The sequence below is a fragment of the Brevundimonas sp. ALps5 genome (genome assembly GCF_058681645.1).
This window is the reverse complement of record NZ_CM178744.1, coordinates 3,749,121-3,771,157: the sequence shown is the minus strand read 5'-3', so window position 1 is coordinate 3,771,157 and position 22,037 is coordinate 3,749,121. Positions and strand designations below refer to the sequence as shown.

Genomic DNA, 22,037 nt, shown 5'->3' with positions numbered 1-22,037 from the left:
CCCCCGTTCAAGGCATGACGCGTCCGCTGATCCTCGTCACGACCGCGATCAACGACCGCCATCGCCGTGCGCTGGAGGTCGATTTCGACCTGACCTTCGATCCTGACCGGCGCGAGGGCGTTGGCGGCCTGATCATCGACGGCGTCTTCCGCGCCGATGCCGGCTGGATCGAGGGCATGCCCGACCTCGGGATCATCGCCTGTATCGGCACGGGCTATGACATGATCGATCTGGCGGCCTGCCGCCGTCGCGGCATAGCGGTGACCAACACCGCCGGCGCCAATGCCGGCGCCGTCGCCGACCTGGCGCTGGGCCTGATCCTGTCGGTCACGCGCGGCCTCGGCGACGGCGAGCGCCTGCTGCGCGCCGGCCTCTGGAGGGGCGACGACCCACACCGCTTCTTCGGCGCCCCTGGCCTGACCGGACGCCGCGTCGGGATCTTCGGCATGGGCGCCATCGGCCAGCAGATCGCGCGCCGCCTGTCAGGCTTCGAGGTCCAGATCGCCTATGGCGGCCCCCGCCCCAAGCCGGAGTTCGACTGGCCCTTCTTCGCCGACCTGAATGATCTCGCCGCCTGGGCGGACATCCTGGTGCTCGCTCACCGCGCTGACGAGACAAACCGCGGGATCGTTGACGCCCGGGTCCTGAGCGCGCTCGGCCCCCACGGCTTCCTGATCAACGTCTCGCGCGGCTCAGCGGTGGACGAGAACGCCCTGATCGCCGCGCTTCACACTCGGACCCTCGCCGGAGCCGCCCTCGACGTCTTCGACGACGAACCGGCCGTCCGCCCTGAACTGCTCGCCGCGCCCGGCACGGTTCTGACGCCCCATATCGGCGGCGGATCGAGCCGCTCCTTCGATCTGATGTTCGAGGCGGTCAGCGACAATCTGCGCGCCTTCTTCGCGGGCCGTTCCCTGATCCATCCGGTCCTCGACGCCTCTCGCCCGAAGGCCTGATCCAGCAGCCCGCGGCGTCGGAAACGGTCAAGGGGTTGGCATGAGCCGTCAATGCCGCTGACGGCGCGTCATGCTACTGACGGGTAGATATCCTTCCAAGGCTTGGAGACCCGCCGTGGCCATGATCGAACCCGACGTCGCCGAACTCTGGCGCAGGCCGCGTCATCCCGCGCGTGGCGGAAGACCTCGCCGCGCTTCGGTCAACGGCAGCGGCATGGGCATCAAGGAGCTGGCCGAACGGCTGGGCACCACCCATCGGGCGCTCCGCTACTACGAACAGGTCGAGCTGATCCGCCCCGCGCGTAACCCGCAGGGCGCACGCAACTACGAGCCGGAAACCCGCCGGGCGCTGGAGCTGATCGTCACCCTGCGCCGCACCGGCCACTCGGTCAGCGATATTCGGGCCATCCTGAAAGGCGAGGACGTCGGCGACGACGGCGTGCGCTCCAAGGTCTTCGCCGCCCTTCAGGCTCGCCTCGACGACCTGCAGGAACAGACCCGTCAGCTGCGGACCCTGCTGGACCAGTTTCAGTGAGAGAGCCCCGAAGCCTCACTGTGTCATCCGTGAAGCATTGTGCCCCGGCGAGGCTCGGGTAAGGTCCCCGCGCTTTTTGCAAAAGGACCGTTCCCCTCATGCGTCTTCGTTCCGTTTCGCTTGCCGCCCTCCTGGCCGTGATCGCGCCCGCGACCTCCGTTCTGGCCCAGACGTCCGCCGTCCAGACCGCCATCGCGCCCGAGGCCGCGGCCCTGGCCACCGCCGCCCAGGCCCCCGAGCTGCAGGCCGCGCCCGTCTCGGCCCTGGTGTCCGAGGTCAACATCCCGTGGAAGCGCTTCACCCTGGACAACGGCCTGACGGTGATCGTGCATGAGGACCACAAGGCGCCCGTCGTCGCCGTGTCCGTCTGGTACAATGTCGGCTCCAAGGACGAGCCGGCCGGCTCGACCGGCTTCGCGCACCTGTTCGAACACCTGATGTTCGGCGGCTCGGAGAACGCCCCGGGCTCCTACCTCGGCCGGATGCGCAACCTCGGCCCGTCGAACCTGAACGGCACGACCTGGTTCGACCGCACCAACTATTTCGAGACCGTCCCGACCCCGGCGCTGGAACAGGCCCTGTTCCTGGAGAGCGACCGCATGGGCTATCTGCTCGGCGCCCTGGGTCAGGATACCCTCGATCTGCAGCGCGGCGTCGTACAGAACGAGAAGCGCCAGGGCGACAACCAGCCTTACGGCCTGTTCGAATACGCCCAGCTGGAAGCCCTCTTCCCCGAAGGCCACCCCTATCGCCACTCGACCATCGGCTCGATGGCCGATCTGGACGCCGCCAGCCTCGAGACCGTACGCAACTGGTTCCGCGACAACTACGGCCCGAACAACGCCATCGTCGTCCTGTCGGGTGACATCGACGAGGCCAGGGCCGGCACCCTGACCCAGACCTATTTCGGCGCCATCCCGCGCGGCCCGGTCAACACCCCGGCCGAGGCCCCGGTGCCGACCCTGGCCGCCCCGATCGTGGCCACCATGCATGACCGCGTCGCCAACACCCGCCTGACGCGCAGCTGGGCCGTGCCCGGCCTGACCAGCGACGACACCGTGCCCCTGGCGGTCGCGGCCCAGGTCCTGGGCGGCCTCGCCTCCTCGCGCCTCGACAACCAGCTGGTGCGCGGCGAACAGACCGCCGTCTCGGTCTCGGCCGGTCTGCAGGACTTCCACCGCATCGGCATCTTCGAGATTTCGGTCGATGTGAAACCGGGTCAGGACGCCGCCGCCGTGGGCCGCCAGCTCGACGCCATCGTCGCCGACTACATCGCCAAGGGCCCGACCGACGAGGAGGTCGCCCGCGTCGCCACCCAGTATGTCTCGCGCGTCGTCCAGAGCCTGGAACAGGTCAATGGCAAGGCCAACGTCCTGGCCGAGGGTCAGCTCTATTCGGGCGATCCGGACCACTACAAGAAGGAGCTGGCCGAGTACGCCTCGGTCACCCCGGCCCAGGTGACGGCCGTCATGCAGCGCTGGCTGACCCGTCCGGTCTTCGACATGACCATCGCCCCCGGCGAGCGTGAGCCCTATGCCGAAGCTGCCGCCGACAAGCCTGCTCCGATCCCGGCCGCCGAGATCCAGCGCGTCGCCCGCGACCCGATGCCCGCCATCGGCCAGGTGCCGGACCTGGTCTTCCCGGCCGTTTCGCGCGCGACGCTTTCGAACGGCATCAAGGTGGTCTACGCCCACGTCGACACCGTGCCGGTGACCAAGGTCGCCGTGGAGTTCAACGCCGGCTACGCCGCCGACGCCGCCGACCGCCTCGGCGCCCAGGCCATGATGCTGGACCTGCTGGACGAGGGCACCACCACCCGCGACGCCAACCAGCTGGCCGAGGAGAAGGAACGGCTGGGCACGGCCATCAACGTCGGCGCCTCCATGGACCGCACCTCGGCCGACCTGTCGACCGTGACCGCCAACCTGACGCCGTCCCTGACCCTGCTGGCCGATGTCGTCCGCAACCCGGCTTTCGCTCCGGCGGAGATCGAGCGCGTCCGCGCCCAGCGCCTGTCGGCCCTCGCCAGCGAACGCACCAACCCGGGCGCCATCGCCGCCCGCGCCCTGCCGCCGCTGCTCTATGGCGCCGATAGCCCCTATGGCCGCTCCTTCACCGGTACGGGCGACGACAAGACCATCACCGCCCTGAGCCGTGACGATCTGGTCGCCACCCACGACGCCTGGATCCGTCCGGACAATGCGACCATCTTCGTGGTGTCCGACCTTCCCCTGGCCCAGGTCACGCCGCAGCTTGAGGCCGCCTTTGGCGACTGGCGTGCCCCGGCGATCGCCAAGGGTGTGAAGACCTTCTCCAACACCGTTCCGGCGCCGACCAACCGCATCGTCCTGATCGACCGTCCGCAGTCGCCGCAGTCGCTGATCTACGGCGGTGCGGTCCTGCCGCTGTCGGGCACCGATGACCTGCTGGCTCTGAACGCCGCCAACGTCACCCTGGGCTCGGACTTCCTGTCGCGGATCAACTCGGACCTGCGCGAAACCAAGGGCTGGTCCTACGGGGTGCGTGGCACGGTCAATCAGCTGGAGCACCGTGTCCCCTACATCGTCAACGCCCCGGTCCAGTCGAACCGCACGGGCGAGTCGGTCGCGGCCCTGATCGCCCAGTACGACCGCTTCCTGGAGACCGACGGCGTCACGCCGCAGGAGCTGGAGCGGACCATCAACGGCAACACCCGTCAGCTGGCTGGCAGCTATGAGACCTCGGCCCAGATCCTGGGCGCCCTGCGGTCCAACGCCCTGTACGGCCGTCCGGACGACTATCAGACCACCCTGTCCAGTCGCACCCGCGCCCTGACCGCCGCCCAGCTGGATGCCTCGGCCCGCCAGGTCATCCACCCCGATCAGTTCGTCTGGGTCGTGGTCGGCGACGCCTCGGTCGTGAAGCCCCAGCTGGACGCGCTTGGCCTGCCGGTGGAAGTCCGCTCCGCCCAGTAAGGCCGGTTCGCCAACGCCTCTTCAGCCGCCCCCGGGACCCGTCCCGGGGGCGGTCGTCGTTTCAACAGCCACTTCCCCTCGCCGCCGAACCCGCGTTATGCTGACGGTGCGGGCTCATGCGGACGCCCGGTCAGACGTCTCCCGTCCAAGCGCCGCTCCTTTCACCGTGCGATTTCGCGCGGCCTGGAGCCCTGTTGTGACGACCCTCGACGAACCCACTCCGCCCGCCCTCACCCTTCCCGCCCTGTTCGCGCGCTTCCTTCGCTTCGGCCTGCTGGCCTTCGGCGGGCCGGTCGCCCAGATCGCCATGATCCGCCGCGAGCTGGTCGATCAGGAGGGCTGGATCTCCAGCCCCCGCTTCAACCGGCTGCTGGCCGTGCTTCAGGTCCTGCCGGGACCCGAGGCGCACGAGCTCTGCGTCCACCTCGGCATGCGCGCCCGGGGCCGGATCGGCGGGCTTCTGGCGGGGCTGGGCTTCATGCTGCCCGGCCTTCTGATCATGCTGGCCATCGGCTGGGCCTATGTCTCGCTGGCCCCGGTCATGGGTCTGCTCGCCGGGGCCTTCCTCGGCGTCCAGACCGCCGTCGTCGCCGTCATCATGCGCGCCGTGCACAAGATCGGCGCCCACATCCTCGAGAACCGCTGGCTCTGGGGCGTGGCCCTGGCCGGGTTCGCCGCCACCCTGCTAGGCGTCGGCTTCTGGATCGTGCTGCTGGCCGGCGGCCTGGCCTATGCCCTGCTGAAGGGCGATCGCCGGGTGCTGGCCGGCGGCGTCGTCCTCGCGGCTGTGGTGATCGCCGTCGGGCTGCATGGCCTGGGTCAGACGTCCGCCCCTTCTGCGGCCGCCGCCGCCGCCGGCGCCGCACCGGGCGCGCTCGCCCTGTTCTGGACCGGACTGAAGGCCGGCCTCCTGACCTTCGGCGGCGCCTATACGGCAATCCCCTATGTCCGCACCGACACCGTCGGGCGGGGCCTGATCAGCGACGGGCCCTTCCTCGACGGCGTCGCCTTCGCGGGGGTCATCCCGGCGCCCCTGGTCATCTTCTGCACCTTCGTCGGCTTCGTCGTCGGCGGCTGGGCCGGAGCGCTCGCCATGACCGCCGGGGTCTTCCTGCCCGCCTTCGCCTTCTCGATGATCTTCTACGAGCGGCTGGAGGCCGTGGTCGCCGATCCGCGCCTGCATCATCTGCTGTCTGGGGTCGCGGCCGCCGTGGTCGGGATCATCGCCGCCACCAGCCTCCAGCTGGGCTGGGCGACGCTGCAGCGCGTCCCTTCGATCCCGGCCGCCCTGGCGATCTTCGCCGCCGCCTTCGCCGTCGTCTGGTTCTGGAAGAGCCGCTATGCCGGGCTCGTGGTCCTGGCCGCGGCGGCGCTCGCCGGGTGGCTTGTGTTCCGCTAGGCGATGCGGATCGACGGCGGCCTCGGAGGATTGTATCGGGACCGCCTGTCCTGTCCCGAGGGCCCGCCATGTCCACCCTGAACCTTCAGCTCGACGATCGCATCCTGTGGATCCGGCTGGACCGGCCCGATCAGCTGAACGCCTTCAACGAGGCCATGGGTGACGAACTGGAGGCGGCCTTCGTCGAGGCCAGTGCGAACGACGAGGTCGGCGCCATCATCGTCACGGGGAACGGCCGCAGCTTCTGCGCCGGCGCCGACCTGACCCGGCCGGACAATGTCTTCGCCCTGGATGAGACCGCGCGACCCGACCTGGCCATGCTCAGGGACGGGTTCGACGATCCCTATGTGGTCCGGAACATCCGCGACAAGGGCGGCCGGGTCGCTCTGGCCATCCACAATTGCAGAAAGCCCGTCATCGCCGCCATCAACGGCGCGGCGGTCGGCGTGGGCGCGACCATGACCCTGGCCATGGATTTCCGCATGGCGTCGACCGAGGCGAAGATCGGCTTCGTCTTCGCCCGGCTCGGCGTCGTGCCCGAGGCGTGTTCGACCTGGTTCCTGCCGCGTCTGGTCGGCCAGCAGCAGGCCCTGGAGTGGTGCCTGACCGGCGACATCTTCGACGCCGAGACCGGCCGCGCAGCGGGTCTGCTCCGCTCGGTCCACGCCCCGGACCAGCTTCTCGCCGAGGCCGAGGCCTTCGCGCGCCGCCTGATCACCGACCGGTCACCGGCCGCCGTCGCCCTAACGCGTCAGATGCTGCGCCGGAATCCGGCCCTGCCCAATCCGCTGGAGGCGCATCTGATCGAGAGCCTGGCCATGTTCGACATGAGCCAGGCCGACGGCAAGGAGGGCGTCGCCGCCTTCATGGAAAAGCGCAAGGCCGTGTTCAAGGATCGCGCCTCGGCCCTGCCTGGCGGTCTGGAAGCCCTGTTCGGCGACTAGTGCAGGGTCGGGCCCGGCGTTCCGACGGTCGAGCAGCAGCCGATCATGGCCTCGACGAACTCGGGGATGGCCTGCTCCAGGTTTTCCATGCCGCTTTCGGCGAACCAGGTCTCGGCGACCTCCAGCCAGGCCTGACGCAGGACCCGGCGTCCGGTCTCGGGCGTGACCTGCTGCAGGGTGTCGATCCCGCGTTCGGCCAACAGGCGGGTGGCGACCTGACCGGCCTGTTCGGCCAGCAGGTGGAAGATGTCGATCTCTTCGGGCGTCAGTTCACTGTAGTTCATGACGGCCTCCCGCAGGACTGCACGAGCCGCGAACACGGGCTCCGCTTGTACGACGGCGCCGCGACCCGAAGACCTCAGAAGATTTTTTCAAGAAGCCCCAAGAGGCCCGATCAGCAGGCGATTGCCGCCGCTGCCCCGCAAGGGTGATGGAGGCGACCCGGCTTGGTGACTGGAAAATCCACCGGGCCGCCTGACCAAGGCTGCCCCCCTGGCCGCCTTCTACAAATCATAGAAAACAGGGGTTTGCACCCTCAGAAACGCAGACGTTCCCGGCGCGACACCGAAAGGACGATCAACCGTTGCACGGCCCACACGGTCCCGACCAGGCCCAGACCCACGGCGGCGGCGATGATTTCCTGCGGCATACGAACTATTCCCCAAAGTCACCGGAGCCCCCGCTCCGGCCTTACAGCCCGAGCGACATCTGTGGCCGCTTCCGTACCGCCGCCAAGCCCATACCCCGCACACGCGAAACCGGCCCCCGCCCGGGTATTGCATCAGCGAACAGATTGACTCTGTCCGGCCGGACGCCTCCTCTCCCTGCCGTGTTGAACGGGAGTGGGCGATGATGCGGCGGCATGGACTCAAGGCGGCGGTCTCGGCCCTTCTTCTCGCCGGACTCGCTGCCTGTGCGACGACCGAGGCCCCCACGTCCGTCTCAACACCGCCGCCCGGAACCGACCCAACGACCGTCGCCTGGTGGAGCACGACCTCCGCCCTGTCCGGCGACGACATGGAGGGCCGCGACACCGGCTCGGCAGGTTATCGCAAGGCCGTGGCCTATGTGATCGACCGCTTCCGCCGCGCCGGGCTTCAGCCGGCGGGCGACAACGGGACCTTCATCCAGTCCATCCCCCTGCACGAGGTCGCCGTGGTCAAGGCGGGGACCAGCTTCACCGTCGTCGGCGATGACGGCTCGACCCGGCCCCTCCAGTTCCTGCGCGAAATCTCCGTGTCGCCCAGCGCGGATCTGCCCGCCAGCCTCGAGGCGCCGCTGGCCTTCCGGGGCTATTGCTCGCGCGACGAGATCGGCGATGTGCGCGGCAAGATCGTGGTCTGCTTCGCCGGACGCCGCGCGGGCATGGTCACGGGCGTCGAACGGATGAATGCCGTGACGGCGGGCGGCGCCGTCGGCCTGATCAACATCGACGACGTCGGCTTCGCGGTGGAGCCGCCGCGCTGGCCCGTGGCCTATGCCCGGACCGTCAGCTTCGCGGGCGCCGAACCCCCGCGCGCCACGCCCCGGAACGCAACCGCCTATCCCGTCCTGCGCCTGAGCGGCGAGGCGCTGGCCGCTGTCATCGCAGGCTCGGGTCAGGACGCGGCGGATATCCTGGTCAAGGCCGTCGCCGCCGCCCCCCTGCCCGCCTTCGACATCCCGGCCCGGATGCGCCTGACCTTTGTGATCAAGGAAAGCGACTACTCATCTGAAAACGTTCTGGCCGTCCTGCCCGGAACCGACCCGGCCCTGGCCGACCAGCCGGTGCTGGTGAACGCCCACCTCGACGGCTACGGCTATGGCGAGCCGGTCGATGGCGACGGCCTCTACAACGGCGCGCTGGACGACGCCGCCTATGTCGCCACCCTGATCGAGATGGCCGACCACTTCGGCGGAAAGGGCCTGCGCCGTCCGGTCGTCTTCGCGGCCTATACGGGCGAGGAGAAGGGCCTGCTGGGCTCGCGCTGGCTGGCCGATCACCCGACCCCGGCCATGGGCGCGAAAGGCCTGCCGGTCGCCGTGCTCAACCTCGACCAGCTCCGCCCCCTCTATCCCCTGACCATCCTGACGACCCTCGCGGTCAACGATACGACCCTCGGCACGGTGGCCCGTCAGATCGCCGGCGAGATGGGCGTCGAGGTCCGGCCTGACCCGGAGCCCGAACGCGGTCTGCTGCGCCGCTCGGACCACTGGCCCTTCATGCAGAAGGGGGTTCCGGGCATCAGCTTCATCTTCGGCTACGACCCGGGAACGGAGGCCGAGGCCCGTTACCGCCTCTGGTACCAGACCCGCTACCATATGCCGGCGGACGACCTGACCACCCCGATCGACTGGAAGGCTGCGGGCGACTTCAACCGCTTCTACGAAACCCTGACCCGCCGCGTCGCCGACGTGGACCAGGCCCCGCACTGGATCCCCGGCAGCCCCCTCGCTCCGGCGACGGCGACCTCGGCGGGCAAGCCGTGATGAGGGCGCTGCTGCTTGTTTTGCTGGCCCTGATCGCGGGTCCGGCGTTGGCGCAAACGGCCCCTCAGGCCACCCTCCTGCGCCCCGACCGCGTCTTCGATGGCGTGAATCCGGAAGCCCATGCGGGCTGGCAGGTCCTGGTGCGTGGCGAGCGGATCGAGGCGGTCGGGCCGAACCTGACCGCCCCCGCCGACGCCCGCGTCGTCGACCTGCCCGGCATGACCCTGATGCCCGGCATGATCGAGGGGCATTCGCACCTCTTCCTGCATCCCTACAACGAGACGTCGTGGGACGATCAGGTGCTGCACGAGCCTCTGGCGCTCAGGACCGCGCGCGCCACCGTCGCGGCCCGGCTGACCCTGATGGCGGGCTTCACCACGGTGCGCGACCTCGGCACCGAGGGGGCGGGCTATGCCGATGTCGGGCTGAAGAAGGCCATCGATCAGGGGATCATTCCCGGCCCGCGCATGCTGGTCGCGACCCGCGCCATCGTCGCCACCGGCGCCTATGGTCCGAAGGGCTTCGAGCCGGGCGTCGAGGTTCCGCTGGGCGCCGAAGAAGCCGACGGCGACACCCTGGTTCGCGTCGTGCGCAGTCAGATCGGGGCGGGCGCCGACATCGTCAAACTCTATGCCGACTACCGCTGGGGACCCGGCGAGCCCAGTCGCCCGACCTTCTCCGAGGCCGAGCTGCGGCTGGCGGTGGAGACGGCCCATTCCGCCGGCCGTCTGGTCGCCGTCCACGCCGGAACCGCCGAGGGCATGCGCCGCGCCATCCTGGCGGGGGCCGATACCCTCGAGCACGGCGACGCGGGCACGCCCGAGATCTTCCGCCTGATGCACGACCACGGGACGGCGCTCTGTCCCACCCTCGCCGCCACCGACGCCATCAGCCGGTATCGCGGCTGGAACGGTCAGGAGCCTGCGCCGGAGAATGTGCTGGCCAAGCGCCGGGCTTTCGCGGCGGCCATGGCGGCGGACGTGACGCTGTGCATGGGTGGCGACGTCGGGGTCTATGCCCATGGGACCAATGCGCGGGAAATGGTGCTGATGGTCGCCGCCGGCCTGTCGCCCGCCCGGACCCTGATCGCCGCGACCGGCGGCAACGCCCGCATCTTCCACCTCGACGACCGTCTGGGCGCGGTGAACCCCGGCCTGCTGGCCGATCTGGTCGCGGTTCAGGGCGACCCGACCGAAGACATTGCCGCCGTCGAGGCCGTGCGATGGGTCATGAAGGGTGGCGTCGTCGTTCGCACCCCGGAACCGCTTGAGGTCCAGCCCGCGATCATGTGAAGTCCCGGCGCGATCAGCAGGGAGTGAGTCATGGTGCGTCGGATGGTGGCGATGGTCCTCAGCGCGGCGCTTGCCGTCGGTCCCGGAGGCTTCGCGATGGCGCAGACAGCCACGCCGTCGCCTTACGACGCCGTCGATCCCTTCATCGGCACCGCCGGTCAGGGCCACACCTTCCCCGGCGCCGTCGCCCCCTTCGGCATGGTGCAGCTGAGCCCCGACACCGAGCACAAGGTCCTGCGTCAGGGCTATGACTGGGCCTCAGGCTATCGCTACGACGACCCGACCATCCTCGGCTTCTCCCACACCCATTTCTCGGGCTCGGGCCACTCCGACCTCGGCGACGTCCTGCTGACGCCTCTGGGCGCCGGCGAGATCAAGCTGGAGCCCGGCGATGCCGCGACGCCCGGTTCAGGCTACCGGTCCCGCTACGACAAGGCCTCCGAGGTCGCCGAGCCCGGCTACTACGCCGTCAACCTGACCGACAGCGGCGTCCGCGCCGAGCTGACCGCCGGCACCCGCGTGGGCATGCACCGCTACCAGTTCGCGGCGGGCGCCCCGGCCCGGGTCCTGCTCGACTTCCGCCTGTCGATCTACGACTACCCGGGCAAGGTCTCCTGGTCGCGCATCCGCGTGGCCCCCGACGGCACCGTCACCGGCTATCGCGAGACGCGCGGCTGGGCGCCCGGCCGCCAGCTCTATTTCGCCATGCGGTTCTCGAAGCCCATGGTCAGCCGTTCGATCCAGAACAGCGAGGAGAACGTCGCCTACAACGGCTTCACCAAGCCCGGCCGTACCCCCGAGGACCGCGATCAGGTCGAGGGTCGCGCGCTGGAGGCCGTCTTCGACTTCGGTCCGGTGGATGGCCCTCTGATCGTCAAGGTCGCCCTGTCCGGCGTCGACGAGGCGGGCGCCATCAAGAACCTCGACAGCGAGGGTGGGAACTTCGATTTCAACGGCTTGCGCGCCTCAACCAAGACGGCGTGGGAACAGGCCCTGGGCGCGGTCCAGATCGACGCCCCGGCCGAGATGCGCACCACCCTCTACACCGCCCTCTATCATTCGCTGATGGCCCCCAGTGTCATGGGTGACGTCGACGGCCGTTATCGCGGTCCCGATCAGGCGGTGCATCAGGCCGAGGGCTTTACCTTCCACTCGACCTTTTCGCTCTGGGACACCTTCCGCGCCGAGCATCCGCTGCTGACCCTGGTCCAACCCGAGCAGCGCAATGCCGACATGATCAACTCCCTGATCGCGTCGCAGCAGCATAGCCCCTACGGCCTGCTGCCCGTTTGGCAGTTCGCGGGTCAGGAGACCTGGACCATGATCGGCTATCACGCCGTTCCGGTCATCGCCGACGCCTGGATGAAGGGCCTCCGCGGCTTCGACGGCGAGGCGGCGCTGAAGGCCATGGTGTCCAGCGCAACCTACCGCCCCTACGGCGGTCTCGGCGACTATATGGACCTCGGGTACGTCCCCATCGACCGGGAGCCCGAGGCCGCGTCCAAGACCGTCGAATACGCCTATGACGACTGGACCATCGCCCGCATGGCCCGCGACCTCGGCCATGCCGACATCGCCGCCACCTTCGAGAAGCGCGCGCAGAACTGGCGTAACAGCTTCGACCGGGAGACCGGCTTCCTGCGCGCCCGCAAGGCCGATGGCTCTTATCGCACCCCGTTCGACCCGACCGCCATCAACTACGGATCGGACTACACCGAGGGCAATGCCTGGCAGTATTCGTGGTTCGCGCCCCAGGATCTGGGCGGCATCGTCGGCGCCATGGGCGGGGATGCGGCCACCGTCGCCAAGCTCGACGCCATGTTCGACTTCGACAATTCGAAGCTGGACTACTCCCACGCCGAGGACATCGCCGGCCTGATCGGCCAGTACATCCACGGCAACGAGCCCAGCCACCACTCGGCCTATATGTACGTCTATGCGGGCGCCCCCTGGCGGACACAGGCCCGGCTGAAACAGATCGTCGACAGCCAGTACCACGCCCGCCCCGACGGCCTCGCCGGCAACGACGACCTCGGCCAGATGTCGGCCTGGCTGGTGTTCACGGGCCTGGGCTTCTATCCGGTGACGCCGGGCAGCAACCAGTACGTCATCGGGCGGCCGTTCGTGGATCGGGCGGTCCTGAACCTGCCGAACGGGCGGAAGTTCACGGTCGTGACCGAAGGCCTTTCGGACGCCCATCCCTACATCGGCTCCGTCACCCTGAACGGCCGCCCCCTCACCCGCAGCTGGATCGGCGACGACGAAATCCGGACGGGCGGGGAGCTCCGCTTCGTCATGAGCGCGCGACCGAATCGAAGCTGGGGGTCCGGTGCGGCGGCGAGGCCGTATTCGATGACGGGCTTCGGGCGCTGAGACGTTCACCTCTCCATCGCCGAAGGGCGATGGGGAGGACAGACCGCGCAGCGGTCAGGAGGGGGTGACACCGTGGTAGCCGGGAGGGGCTCTCTCACGCACAGACCGCTGGATGAAGTCCATCACCCCCTCGATCTCGTCGCGGACGTCCGAAGCCCGCAACCGGATCACCCGGATGCCCTGCTTCGCCAGCCACGCCGTTCGCCGGCGGTCGTGAGCCGCCCGTTCCTCGGTGCTGTGCGACGCCCCATCCACCTCCACGGCCAGCTTCACCCACGCACAATAGAAGTCGAGGATATAGGGGCCGACCGGGTGCTGACGGCGGAACTTGACCCCGTTCAGCCGCTTGCCGCGCAGCCGCGTCCAAAGCCGCGCCTCCGGTGGCGTCATCACACGCCGGAACACCTTTGCACGCGTATAGCTGATCCCGTCAGGCATAAATGCAACTATGACGTGCAATGCGGCTGACGTCGAGTCGCCCTCTCCTGATCGTCGCTGCGCGTCGATCTGTCCTCTCCATTCGCCTCCGCGAATGGAGAGGTGAACGCCCCTACGCCGTCTTGAACCCCCTGAGCACATTCGCTTCCGTGCTCAGCTGCAGCCGGCCATAGTCCACCCGCTTCGCGTCGGCGAACAGCAGGTAATAGTACTTCATCTGCTCGGACCACCAGTAGCCGGGGCAGTTGTCGCCCTGCTCCATCGGCCGGGTGGTGATGTCCTTCAGCGCGGTGTAGCCGAACGCCGCCTTCGAGGTGGCCTTCATGTTGCGATAGTGGATGGCGGCGAGGCCCCGATACCGGTCGTCGCGATCCCCCAGCCACAGGTTCAGGCAGGCGTCGGCGAACTCGGGACGCAGGCCGGTGCGCTTCGTGCGGGCCGTGCCCGTCGTGACGTCGGTGCTCTCGGGGATGATGACGTACGTCTCCTGCATGGCCGTATAGGTGGCCAGGAAGTCGTCGCCGGCGGCCTTCTGACCCACCTGCCCCAGCAGCCCGGCCAGATAGGCGCCCAGCACCGTCTGGGAGGTGTTGGTCACCGCCCCGGTCTCGTAGTCGACCATGGGGAACCACAGCTTGCCGTCGTAGCGATGCCCCTGATGGGCGACCATGGCGGCCATGCAGTCCTGCGCGGCCGTCTTCATTTCCGCGTCGCCGAACATCTCCCAGCTGTCCCAGAGGTATTCGTAGAAACTGTCCGCATAGACGTCGATCGAGGCGTTGCGGCTGGTGAACTGGCCCGTCTCGGCATGGATGTTGGCGGCCATCAGCCCGAGCGACGAGCGCATGTCCAGCGCGTGCTTCATGGCCCGTTTGGCGGCGGCGTAGTAGCGGTCGTCGCCGGTCAGCTGACCCAGCAGGCCGAACTCGGTGGCGTAGGTGCCGATCTCGGCGAGGTTGGTCTCCGGATCCCGCACCGCCCCGGTCTTCAGGTTCACATAGCGGTACGGCAGGCCGTGCGGCGAGGCGTCGAAGGCCTTCATCAGCCGGTCGGCCAGATCCTTCGCCTTGGCCAGGAGCACCGGATCGCCGCAGGCCAGATGGGCCGACAGCAGGCCGCCGACGAGGCGGATATTGGTCTCGAACACCTGGGCCTCGCCGTCGATGTCGAAATCCAGGTTGGCCTTGACCCAGTCGACCCCGGCCCGGAACTCCTCGTCCAGCTCCATGATCCACAGGGTGTCCAGGGCCTCGACCAGCGACAGGCCCAGGTCATGGCCCTCGATGAAGAAGGATTGCGACGTGCCCGAGACCGGGTTGATCTCGTCCTTGCCCCAGGCCTTTTCGACATAGTGGTCCCAGGCCCATTTGAACTCGGCCTTCACATCGGCGCCGAGGCTCGCCCAGTCCTCTGACGGCATTCCCTGTCTTGCGAAAGCCGGCGTCGCGGCGGCGGCGGCCATCAGGGCCAGGGTCGAGCGGCGGGAAAGGGTGCGCTGAATCATGCGCCCACCTTCGGCCAAAGCCGTGGTGGTTTCCAGCGGGATCGAATGCGGTCTAGCGCGCGGTCAGCAGATGGAAGACGGCGAAGGTCGCCGCCGCGAACCCCAGCACCACGGCAGGGGTCACGATCCGGACGTGCCGGTGCAGAAAGGTGATGAACTCACCGACCATCGCCCGCGCCCTCCCCGGCGCCTCAACGCTCGCCTGACCGATCGAACGCGTCACATGTGTAACATGAAACCGTTCAAAAACCGTGTTCAAGTTTTCGCGTTTTGCGAGCGGGGGCGACGCCGGGCTCAGACCAGCCGGCTCTGCACCACGGCGGCGCCGATGAAGCTGGCGAACAGCGGGTGCGGCTTGAACGGCCGGCTCTTCAGTTCCGGGTGATACTGGACGCCGATGAACCACGGGTGGTCGGTCCGTTCGACGGTTTCGGGCAGGATGCCGTCGGGCGACAGGCCGGCGAAGACCAGACCCTTGGCCTCGATGGCCTCGCGGTAGTTGATGTTGACCTCATAGCGGTGGCGGTGCCGCTCGCTGATGGCCGTCGAGCCATAGATCTCGGCGATCTTCGAGCCGGCGGTGAGGGTCGAATCATAGGCGCCGAGGCGCATGGTCCCGCCCAGGTCGCCGCCCTGCTGGCGCAGGACCCGCTGGTTGCCCTGGGTCCATTCGGTCATCAGGCCGACGACAGGCTCCTCGGTCGGGCCGAACTCGGTCGAGGAGGCCTTGGGATAGCCGGCCTGGTTCCGGGCCGCCTCGATCACCGCCATCTGCATGCCGAAGCAGATGCCGAAATAGGGAATGTTGCGCTCGCGGGCGAAGCGGGCCGCCTCGATCTTGCCCTCGGAGCCGCGCTCGCCGAAGCCGCCGGGCACCAGCACCGCATGGGCGCCCTGCAGACGCTCCTCGCAGGCGTCGCGGTCGCCCTCGAAGGTGTCGGCCTCGACCCAGTCGATGTTGACCTTGACGTTGTTGGCCACACCGCCGTGATGCAGGGCCTCGATCAGGGATTTGTAGGCGTCCTTCAGCACCGTGTACTTGCCGACCACGGCGACGGTGACCTCGCCGTCGGGCTGAAGCCGGCGGCGGGCGATCTCTTCCCACATGGTCAGGTCGGGCTTCGGCGCGTCTGTGATCCCGAAGTGCGCCAGCACCTCGGCGTCCAGACCCTCGCGGTGATAGTCCAGCGGCACCGCATAGATGTCGGCCGAGTCCATCGCCTGGATGACGCCGCTTTCGCGCACGTTGCAGAACAGACCGATCTTGCGCTTCTCCTCGGGCGGGATCGGCTGTTCGCAGCGGCACAGCAGGATGTCGGGCTGGATCCCGATCGAGCGCAGCTCCTTGACCGAGTGCTGGGTCGGCTTGGTCTTCATCTCGCCGGCGGTCTTGATGAAGGGCAGCAGGGTCAGGTGCACGAAGCAGCTCTGGCCGCGCGGCAGGTCCTGACCCAGCTGGCGGATGGCCTCGAAGAACGGCAGGCCCTCGATGTCGCCGACCGTGCCGCCGATCTCGACCAGCACGAAGTCCACGTCCTCGCCGATGTCGGTGAAGGCGGGCGTCAGGCAGAAGGATTTGATCTGGTCGGTGACGTGGGGGATCACCTGGACGGTCGCGCCCAGATAGTCGCCGCGACGCTCCTTCTCCAGGATGGTCGAATAGATGCGGCCGGTCGTGATGTTGTCGGACCTGGCCGCCGACACCCCCGTGAACCGCTCATAGTGGCCCAGGTCCAGGTCGGTCTCGGCGCCGTCGTCGGTCACGAAGACCTCGCCGTGCTGATAGGGGCTCATCGTCCCCGGATCGACGTTCAGATAGGGGTCGAGCTTGCGCAGACGCACCTTGTAGCCGCGCGCTTGCAGGAGCGCGCCGAGAGCGGCGGAAGCGAGGCCTTTTCCGAGAGAGGAAACCACGCCGCCGGTGATGAACACGTAACGGGCCATGGGGGGTCACCTTACCGCTGATTCGCGGCCACTCGACCGGATCGCGAACGAAACGGCTGTTGAAAACAATACGAGCGCGGTCCGGATCGGCTCCGGTCGCGCTCGCTGGGGGGACTGGGGGCGGGAGCGGCGGGGGGAAGGTCCCGCCGTCCTCACCTTATTGCTTCGGCGCCGGGGCGCTTTGGGCGGGGGCCGGAGCCGGGGCCGCGCCGACAGTCGGGAGGCTGGCCTCCAGATCGTTCAGCGACGGAGCCGCCGGGGCGGCCGGGGTCGCCGGAGCCTGCTGGGCGGGCGCCGTCTGGGCCGGAGCCTGGTCGACGGCGATGGAGCCCACGGCCTTGGCGTCGACGATCGAGCGGTTGCCGCGGTCGATGTTGCCCAGGACCGTGAGGCCGATGGCGCACAGGAAGAAGGCAGAGGCCAGCCACCAGGTGATGGTGGTCAGAAGATTGCCCGCGCCGCGTGCGGTCATGAAGCCCGAAGGCCCGCCGCCCATGCCCAGGGCGCCGCCCTCGGAGCGTTGCAGCAGCACGACCCCGGCCAGAGCGACCGAGATCAGGATCATGACGACGAGGAGAATGGTCTGGAGCATGGTCGCTTACATGTGTGGCGCGGCGCGCCGATCAAGCGGCGGCGTCTAACATCGATGGAGGGACTAGGGAATAGGGACCAGGGACTAGCAAGCAGAGTGAGCAAGAACCAGGGCCGCTGATCCCTTTTCCCTAATCCTGATCCCCAATCCCTTCAAACCGCCCGGATGATGCCCAGGAAGTCCGCGGCCTTCAGCGACGCGCCACCGACCAGGGCGCCGCCGACCTCGGGGACGTTCAGGATCTCGGCGGCGTTCGACGGCTTGACCGAGCCGCCGTACAGGATCGGCGCGGTGCGGCCGCCCTCCCCCAGCCGTGCGACCATGGCGGCGCGGACAGCGGCGTGGACTTCCTCGATCTGTTCCAGCGTCGGGGTCAGGCCCGTGCCGATGGCCCAGACGGGCTCATAGGCGACGGCGAAGGCCTTGCCCGTCAGGCTCTCCGGCAGGGAGCCGACGACCTGGGCCGAGACCACGGCGACGGCCTCCCCGGCCTGACGCTGTTCCAGGGTCTCGCCGACGCAGATGATGGGCTCCAGCCCCGCGGCCAGAGCGGCCTCGGTCTTGGCGGCGACGTCGGCGTCGGTCTCGCCGAAGCCCGCGCGGCGCTCCGAATGACCCAGAATCACCAGTCCGGCCCCGGCATCCTTCAGCATTTCGGCCGAGATGCAGCCGGTGAAGGCGCCGCAGACCTCGACATGGCAGTCCTGACCTCCGACTTCGACCGCGCCGCCGGCGACGGCGCCGGCCAGCCGGTCGATCAGGGTCGCGGGCGGGCAGACGGCCACGCGACAGGCGGCGGGTTCGGCGTCCAGCGCCTGTTTCAGCGCCCCGGCCTCGGCCAGACTGGCGGCAAGGCCGTTCATTTTCCAGTTGCCGGCGATCAACTTCACGGATTGTTTCATGCGGTCTTCCTAAAGCAGGATTCCCCGCAAAGCCAAGCTGTCGCCGCAATCGCGTCACAAGGCCGCTGAACGTCTCGCGCGCCCTCGCCTGTGAAGGGTCGCTTGCCGTGCCGTCGCCCCCTGCCCTATAGGCCAGAGCGGCGCCGCCCATTTTCATTCCTGGTCGCCCTTCAGGTTCGCTCGATGATCTCCGTGTTCCGCAACTTCGCGAAGTCCAAATGGGCCGCCGGCCTCCTGGTCATCGTCGGCATCGCCTTGCTGGTCGGGGGCGCCAAGCTGGACGTCTTCTCCGGCATCATGCCCAAGCACGTCATCAGCGCCGGCGCCCGGTCGGTCGACGGGCCGCAGTTCCGCGTTGACTTCGACCGCGCCCGCGAAAGCATCCAGGAGCGCGCCGGCCGCCCGGTCTCGACCGAGGAGATGGTCAAGGAGAACATGCACGTCCGCTACCTCGATCAGCGGACCCGCGAACTGGGCTTCCTCGACTGGGCCTGGAAGACCGGCATCCGCCCCGGCAGCGCCCTGGTGATCAAGCAGATCCGCGCCATTCCCGCCTTCTTCAACTCGGTCACCGGCCAGTTCGACGAGCAGCAATACCAGTCGGTCCTGGCCGAGAAGAACTACACCCCCGCCATGATCGAGGCCGAGCTGCGCGACCAGTACGTCACCCAGCACTACGGCGCCGCCGTCTTCACCGGCGTGCGCATGCCGCGCGTCTTCGGCGCCCTGCTGGCCGGCCGCGCCATGGAAACCCGTGACGGCCGCTGGTTCATGGTCACCCCGTCGATGATCGGCCCGACCCCGGCCCCGACCGACGCCCAACTGCAGACCTTCATCACCGACAACGCCGCCCAGCTGCGCCGTCCGGAGTTCCGCATCGCCTCCGTGGTCCTGTTCACCGCCGCGCCCAACGCCGCGACGGCCGCGATCCCGGAAAGCCGCATCGTCGAGCGCTTCAACTTCAAGAAGGATTCGCTGTCGGTCCCGGAAACCCGGACCTTCGTGACCCTGACCGCCCCGACCAAGGCCGCCGCCGACAAGATCGCCGCCGCCCTGCGCGCGGGCCAGACCCCGGCCGACGCCGGCAAGGCCAACGGCGACATCCGTCCGGCCGATTTCAACAACACCCCGCGCAGCGCCGTCAGCGAGCCCGCCGTCGCCGCCGCCGTGTTCGGCATGTCGCCCGGTCAGGTTTCTGACGCCATCCAGGGCCGCGTCGGCTTCACCGTCGCCAAGGTGACCGGCATCGCCCCCGGCCACCCCGCCACCCTGGAAAGCAGCCGCGCCGCCCTGATCGAGGAACTGCGCGCCGAGGACGCCAAGGCCCAGGTCTTCTCCAAGGTCGAGCAGTACGAAAAGGCCCGTTCGGAGGGCAAGACCCTGGATCAGGCCGTCGCCGCCATCGGCGCCCGTATCATCCAGATCCCCCCCTTCACCCAGGACGGCAAGGCGCCGAACGGCCAGGCCTTGCCGGTGCCGCCGCAACTGATCACGACGGCCTGGACCCTGTCGAAGAACGGCGAGTCCGACGTCATCGACGCCGGCCAGGGCCAGTATTTCGTCCTGCGCCTGGACGACATCAAGCCGGCCGCACTGCCGACCCTGGAAGAGGTTCGCGCCCCCCTGACCCAGGCCTGGACCCAGCGTGAGAACGCCCGCCGCCTCTCGGCCAAGGCCGACGAACTGGCCGGCCGCGTCCGCTCCGGTCAGGACATCGCCGCCGTCGCCTCTTCGGCCGGCGCCACCCTGGTGACCCGCGGGTCCGTTCAGCAGAACGAGCAGGCCCAGACCGAACTCGGCGAAGGCGTCCTCCAGGGCCTGTTCGGTCAGGGCAAGGGTCAGGTCTTCTCCGGCCCGGCCCAGGCCGGCTTCGTGGTCGGCCGCGTCGACAACATCCACCCGGCCGTCGCGGCCCTGGCCGCCCCGGTCGCCGAGCAGCTGCGCCTCCGCATGGGTCAGAACTTCGCCCAGGCCGCCGTGGAACAGACCTTCGACGCCGCCGCCCGCCGCACCAAGGCCAAGAACGATCCGGCCCTGGCGCTTCAGGCCCTGGGCGTCTCGGCGCCCGCCGCCGGCTCGACCACCACTCCGGCGGCTCCCGCCCAGTGAGTGAGGCGGGCTTCGAAGACTTCGCGACGGGGCTGGCCGCCGGCCGGCCCCAGGTCGTGGTTCGCCGTCTGATCGACGATCTGGAGACCCCGGTTTCCGCCTATCTGAAGGTGGGCCTCGGCCGCACCCACGCCTTCCTGCTGGAATCGGTCGAGGGCGGCGCCCTGAACGGCCGCTATTCGATCATCACGGTCGATCCCGACGTGGTCTGGCGCTGCCGGGGCGGTTCGGCCGAGATCGCACGCGGCGCCGACATCGCCGCCGACCGCTTCATGCCTGAGCCCCTGCCCGCGCTCCAGTCCCTGCGCGCCCTGATCGCGGCGACCAGGTTCGACCTCAGCGCGACGCCCTATGGTGAGCTGCCGCCCATGGCCGCCGGCCTGTTCGGTGTCTTCGGCTATGACATGGTCCGGCTGCTGGAGCCGCTCGGCGAACCCAATCCCGATCCGCTGGATCTGCCCGACGCCGTCCTGACCCGCCCCTCGCTGGTCGCCATGTTCGATTCGGTGCGGCGCGAGATCGTCATGGTGGCGACCATCTATCCGGACGCCGGGCTCGGCGCGGAACAGGCCTGGATCGCCGCCAACGCCCGTCTCGACGACTTCGAGGCCCGTCTGCGTCGTCCGCTGGTCGGGCGCAGCGCCCCGACCCCGGCCGAGGCCCCCGCCTTCGTCTCCCCGGTCGACGGCCAGGCTTTCAACGGTATGGTCGCGGCGGCGAAGGATTACATCACCGCCGGCGACATCTTCCAGGTGGTGCTCAGCCACCGGTTCAGCGCGCCCTGGACCGGCGAGCCCTTCGCCTTCTACCGCTCCCTGCGCCGCCAGAATCCCTCGCCCTATCTCTTCTATCTGAACTTCGGCGACTTCCAGCTGGCCGGGTCCAGCCCGGAGATTCTGGTCCGGCTCAAGGACGGCGGGGTCACCATCCGGCCGCTCGCCGGCACCCGTCCACGCGGCGCGACGCCCGCCGCCGACAAGGCGCTGGAGGCCGAGCTTCTGGCTGATCCCAAGGAACGCGCCGAACACCTGATGCTGCTGGATCTCGGCCGCAACGACGTGGGCCGCGTGTCGGCGCCGGGCACCGTCGAGGTGACCGAAAGCTTCGTGGTCGAGCGCTACAGCCAGGTCATGCACATCGTCTCCAACGTCATCGGCAAGGCCGATCCGAAGCTGGACGCCGTCGACACCCTGCTGGCCGCCCTGCCCGCCGGCACCCTCTCGGGCGCGCCCAAGGTGCGGGCCATGGAGATCATCGACGAGCTGGAGTCCACCAAGCGCGGCGTCGGCTACGGCGGCGGCGTGGGCTATATCTCGGCGGGCGGCGAGGCGGACATCTGCATCGTTCTGCGCACCGCCATGTTCACGCAAGGCCAGGTCTTCGTTCAGGCCGGCGCGGGGGTGGTCTCCGACTCCGATCCCGCCGCGGAATACGCCGAGACCCAGGCCAAGGCCCGCGCCCCGATCAACGCCGCCTCCGATGCCTGGCGCTTCGAACTGGGCGCGCCGCTCAACGACGCGGGCGAGGCCTGATCCTCAGATAAAGCGACCCGGCCGGAGAGGTCAGCTCCGACCGGGTCTGTGACCCCCGTTGGAGAGAGGGGGGTCGGTCCGCCGACGACCAGGA

General features: G+C 68.9%; 17 protein-coding genes. 10 read left to right on the top strand and 7 right to left on the bottom strand.

Annotated elements, in window-relative coordinates; genetic code table 11:
* Positions 1-14: 14 nt before the first annotated feature.
* The 5 genes from ACW172_RS18005 (at position 15) to ACW172_RS17985 (ending at position 6,788) form a co-directional block, all read left to right on the top strand.
* On the top strand, positions 15-956 hold the full coding sequence (locus ACW172_RS18005; protein WP_492032795.1) for a 2-hydroxyacid dehydrogenase: 942 nt from the start codon (positions 15-17) through the stop codon (positions 954-956).
* A gap of 121 nt (positions 957-1,077) precedes the next feature.
* The gene (locus ACW172_RS18000) at positions 1,078-1,491 is read left to right on the top strand and encodes a MerR family transcriptional regulator (protein WP_492035014.1); all 414 of its coding nucleotides are present in this window, start codon (positions 1,078-1,080) and stop codon (positions 1,489-1,491) included.
* 98 nt (positions 1,492-1,589) lie between these two features.
* On the top strand, positions 1,590-4,445 hold the full coding sequence (locus ACW172_RS17995; protein ID WP_492032794.1) for a M16 family metallopeptidase: 2,856 nt from the start codon (positions 1,590-1,592) through the stop codon (positions 4,443-4,445).
* Between the two features lie 196 nt (positions 4,446-4,641).
* A complete protein-coding gene (gene chrA, locus ACW172_RS17990) occupies positions 4,642-5,844 on the top strand; it encodes a chromate efflux transporter (RefSeq protein WP_492032793.1) in 1,203 nt (400 codons plus the stop codon).
* A gap of 68 nt (positions 5,845-5,912) precedes the next feature.
* The gene (locus tag ACW172_RS17985) at positions 5,913-6,788 is read left to right on the top strand and encodes a crotonase/enoyl-CoA hydratase family protein (RefSeq protein ID WP_492032792.1); all 876 of its coding nucleotides are present in this window, start codon (positions 5,913-5,915) and stop codon (positions 6,786-6,788) included.
* Here the strand turns inward: ACW172_RS17985 and ACW172_RS17980 are convergent.
* The gene (locus ACW172_RS17980; protein ID WP_492032791.1) at positions 6,785-7,072 is read right to left on the bottom strand and encodes a hypothetical protein; all 288 of its coding nucleotides are present in this window, start codon (positions 7,070-7,072) and stop codon (positions 6,785-6,787) included. The genes ACW172_RS17985 and ACW172_RS17980 overlap by 4 nt on opposite strands.
* Before the next feature lie 568 nt (positions 7,073-7,640).
* Between ACW172_RS17980 and ACW172_RS17975 the strand changes: the two genes are divergently transcribed.
* The 3 genes from ACW172_RS17975 to ACW172_RS17965 are packed head-to-tail and all read left to right on the top strand — an operon-like array spanning position 7,641 to position 12,922.
* Positions 7,641-9,257 carry a M28 family peptidase gene (locus tag ACW172_RS17975; protein ID WP_492032790.1) on the top strand — a complete coding sequence of 539 codons (1,617 nt, stop codon included), beginning with the start codon at positions 7,641-7,643 and terminating at the stop codon, positions 9,255-9,257.
* Positions 9,257-10,549 carry a metal-dependent hydrolase family protein gene (locus ACW172_RS17970; protein WP_492032789.1) on the top strand — a complete coding sequence of 431 codons (1,293 nt, stop codon included), beginning with the start codon at positions 9,257-9,259 and terminating at the stop codon, positions 10,547-10,549. The genes ACW172_RS17975 and ACW172_RS17970 overlap by 1 nt, the downstream gene beginning before the upstream one ends.
* A 30-nt stretch (positions 10,550-10,579) precedes the next feature.
* A complete protein-coding gene (locus ACW172_RS17965) occupies positions 10,580-12,922 on the top strand; it encodes a GH92 family glycosyl hydrolase (protein ID WP_492032788.1) in 2,343 nt (780 codons plus the stop codon).
* Between the two features lie 54 nt (positions 12,923-12,976).
* Here ACW172_RS17965 and ACW172_RS17960 read toward each other — a convergent pair whose 3' ends face one another.
* The 6 genes from ACW172_RS17960 to tpiA all read right to left on the bottom strand — a co-directional run bounded on the left by ACW172_RS17960 (position 12,977) and on the right by tpiA (position 18,302).
* Complete coding sequence (locus ACW172_RS17960; protein WP_492035013.1) at positions 12,977-13,312, bottom strand: endonuclease domain-containing protein; 336 nt, start codon at positions 13,310-13,312, stop codon at positions 12,977-12,979.
* A 160-nt stretch (positions 13,313-13,472) separates the two neighbouring features.
* Positions 13,473-14,864 (bottom strand): glycoside hydrolase family 47 protein, encoded by a 1,392-nt coding sequence (locus ACW172_RS17955; RefSeq protein WP_492032787.1) that lies wholly within the window; start codon positions 14,862-14,864, stop codon positions 13,473-13,475.
* Positions 14,865-14,916: 52 nt separating this feature from the next.
* A complete protein-coding gene (locus ACW172_RS17950; protein ID WP_492032786.1) occupies positions 14,917-15,087 on the bottom strand; it encodes a hypothetical protein in 171 nt (56 codons plus the stop codon).
* 71 nt (positions 15,088-15,158) lie between these two features.
* Positions 15,159-16,808 (bottom strand): CTP synthase, encoded by a 1,650-nt coding sequence (gene pyrG, locus ACW172_RS17945; protein WP_492032785.1) that lies wholly within the window; start codon positions 16,806-16,808, stop codon positions 15,159-15,161.
* Positions 16,809-16,965: 157 nt separating this feature from the next.
* Positions 16,966-17,400: a preprotein translocase subunit SecG gene (secG, locus tag ACW172_RS17940; protein ID WP_492032784.1), complete on the bottom strand. Its 435-nt coding sequence runs from the start codon at positions 17,398-17,400 to the stop codon at positions 16,966-16,968.
* Between the two features lie 152 nt (positions 17,401-17,552).
* Entirely contained in the window at positions 17,553-18,302 is a 750-nt protein-coding gene (gene tpiA, locus ACW172_RS17935; RefSeq protein WP_492032783.1) for a triose-phosphate isomerase, read from the bottom strand.
* 183 nt (positions 18,303-18,485) lie between these two features.
* On the opposite strand from tpiA, the gene ACW172_RS17930 reads away from it, so the two are divergent.
* Both ACW172_RS17930 and trpE read left to right on the top strand, forming a co-directional pair.
* Positions 18,486-20,411: a peptidylprolyl isomerase gene (locus ACW172_RS17930; RefSeq protein ID WP_492032782.1), complete on the top strand. Its 1,926-nt coding sequence runs from the start codon at positions 18,486-18,488 to the stop codon at positions 20,409-20,411.
* The gene (trpE, locus tag ACW172_RS17925; protein ID WP_492032781.1) at positions 20,408-21,943 is read left to right on the top strand and encodes an anthranilate synthase component I; all 1,536 of its coding nucleotides are present in this window, start codon (positions 20,408-20,410) and stop codon (positions 21,941-21,943) included. Before ACW172_RS17930 ends, trpE begins: the two co-directional genes overlap by 4 nt.
* Positions 21,944-22,037: the final 94 nt, after the last annotated feature.

What these genes read in the sequence shown, in the direction of transcription:
- ACW172_RS17970 (WP_492032789.1), top strand. Translation starts at nt 9,257, where the DNA reads ATGAGGGCGCTGCTGCTTGTTTTGCTGGCCCTGATCGCGGGTCCGGCG.
- ACW172_RS17930 (WP_492032782.1), top strand. Translation starts at nt 18,486, where the DNA reads ATGATCTCCGTGTTCCGCAACTTCGCGAAGTCCAAATGGGCCGCCGGC.
- ACW172_RS17980 (WP_492032791.1), bottom strand. Translation starts at nt 7,072, where the DNA reads ATGAACTACAGTGAACTGACGCCCGAAGAGATCGACATCTTCCACCTG.
- ACW172_RS17955 (WP_492032787.1), bottom strand. Translation starts at nt 14,864, where the DNA reads ATGATTCAGCGCACCCTTTCCCGCCGCTCGACCCTGGCCCTGATGGCC.
- ACW172_RS17995 (WP_492032794.1), top strand. Translation starts at nt 1,590, where the DNA reads ATGCGTCTTCGTTCCGTTTCGCTTGCCGCCCTCCTGGCCGTGATCGCG.
- ACW172_RS18000 (WP_492035014.1), top strand. Translation starts at nt 1,078, where the DNA reads ATGATCGAACCCGACGTCGCCGAACTCTGGCGCAGGCCGCGTCATCCC.
- ACW172_RS18005 (WP_492032795.1), top strand. Translation starts at nt 15, where the DNA reads ATGACGCGTCCGCTGATCCTCGTCACGACCGCGATCAACGACCGCCAT.
- ACW172_RS17985 (WP_492032792.1), top strand. Translation starts at nt 5,913, where the DNA reads ATGTCCACCCTGAACCTTCAGCTCGACGATCGCATCCTGTGGATCCGG.
- ACW172_RS17965 (WP_492032788.1), top strand. Translation starts at nt 10,580, where the DNA reads ATGGTGCGTCGGATGGTGGCGATGGTCCTCAGCGCGGCGCTTGCCGTC.
- secG (WP_492032784.1), bottom strand. Translation starts at nt 17,400, where the DNA reads ATGCTCCAGACCATTCTCCTCGTCGTCATGATCCTGATCTCGGTCGCT.
- ACW172_RS17975 (WP_492032790.1), top strand. Translation starts at nt 7,641, where the DNA reads ATGCGGCGGCATGGACTCAAGGCGGCGGTCTCGGCCCTTCTTCTCGCC.
- pyrG (WP_492032785.1), bottom strand. Translation starts at nt 16,808, where the DNA reads ATGGCCCGTTACGTGTTCATCACCGGCGGCGTGGTTTCCTCTCTCGGA.
- ACW172_RS17960 (WP_492035013.1), bottom strand. Translation starts at nt 13,312, where the DNA reads ATGACGCCACCGGAGGCGCGGCTTTGGACGCGGCTGCGCGGCAAGCGG.
- tpiA (WP_492032783.1), bottom strand. Translation starts at nt 18,302, where the DNA reads ATGAAACAATCCGTGAAGTTGATCGCCGGCAACTGGAAAATGAACGGC.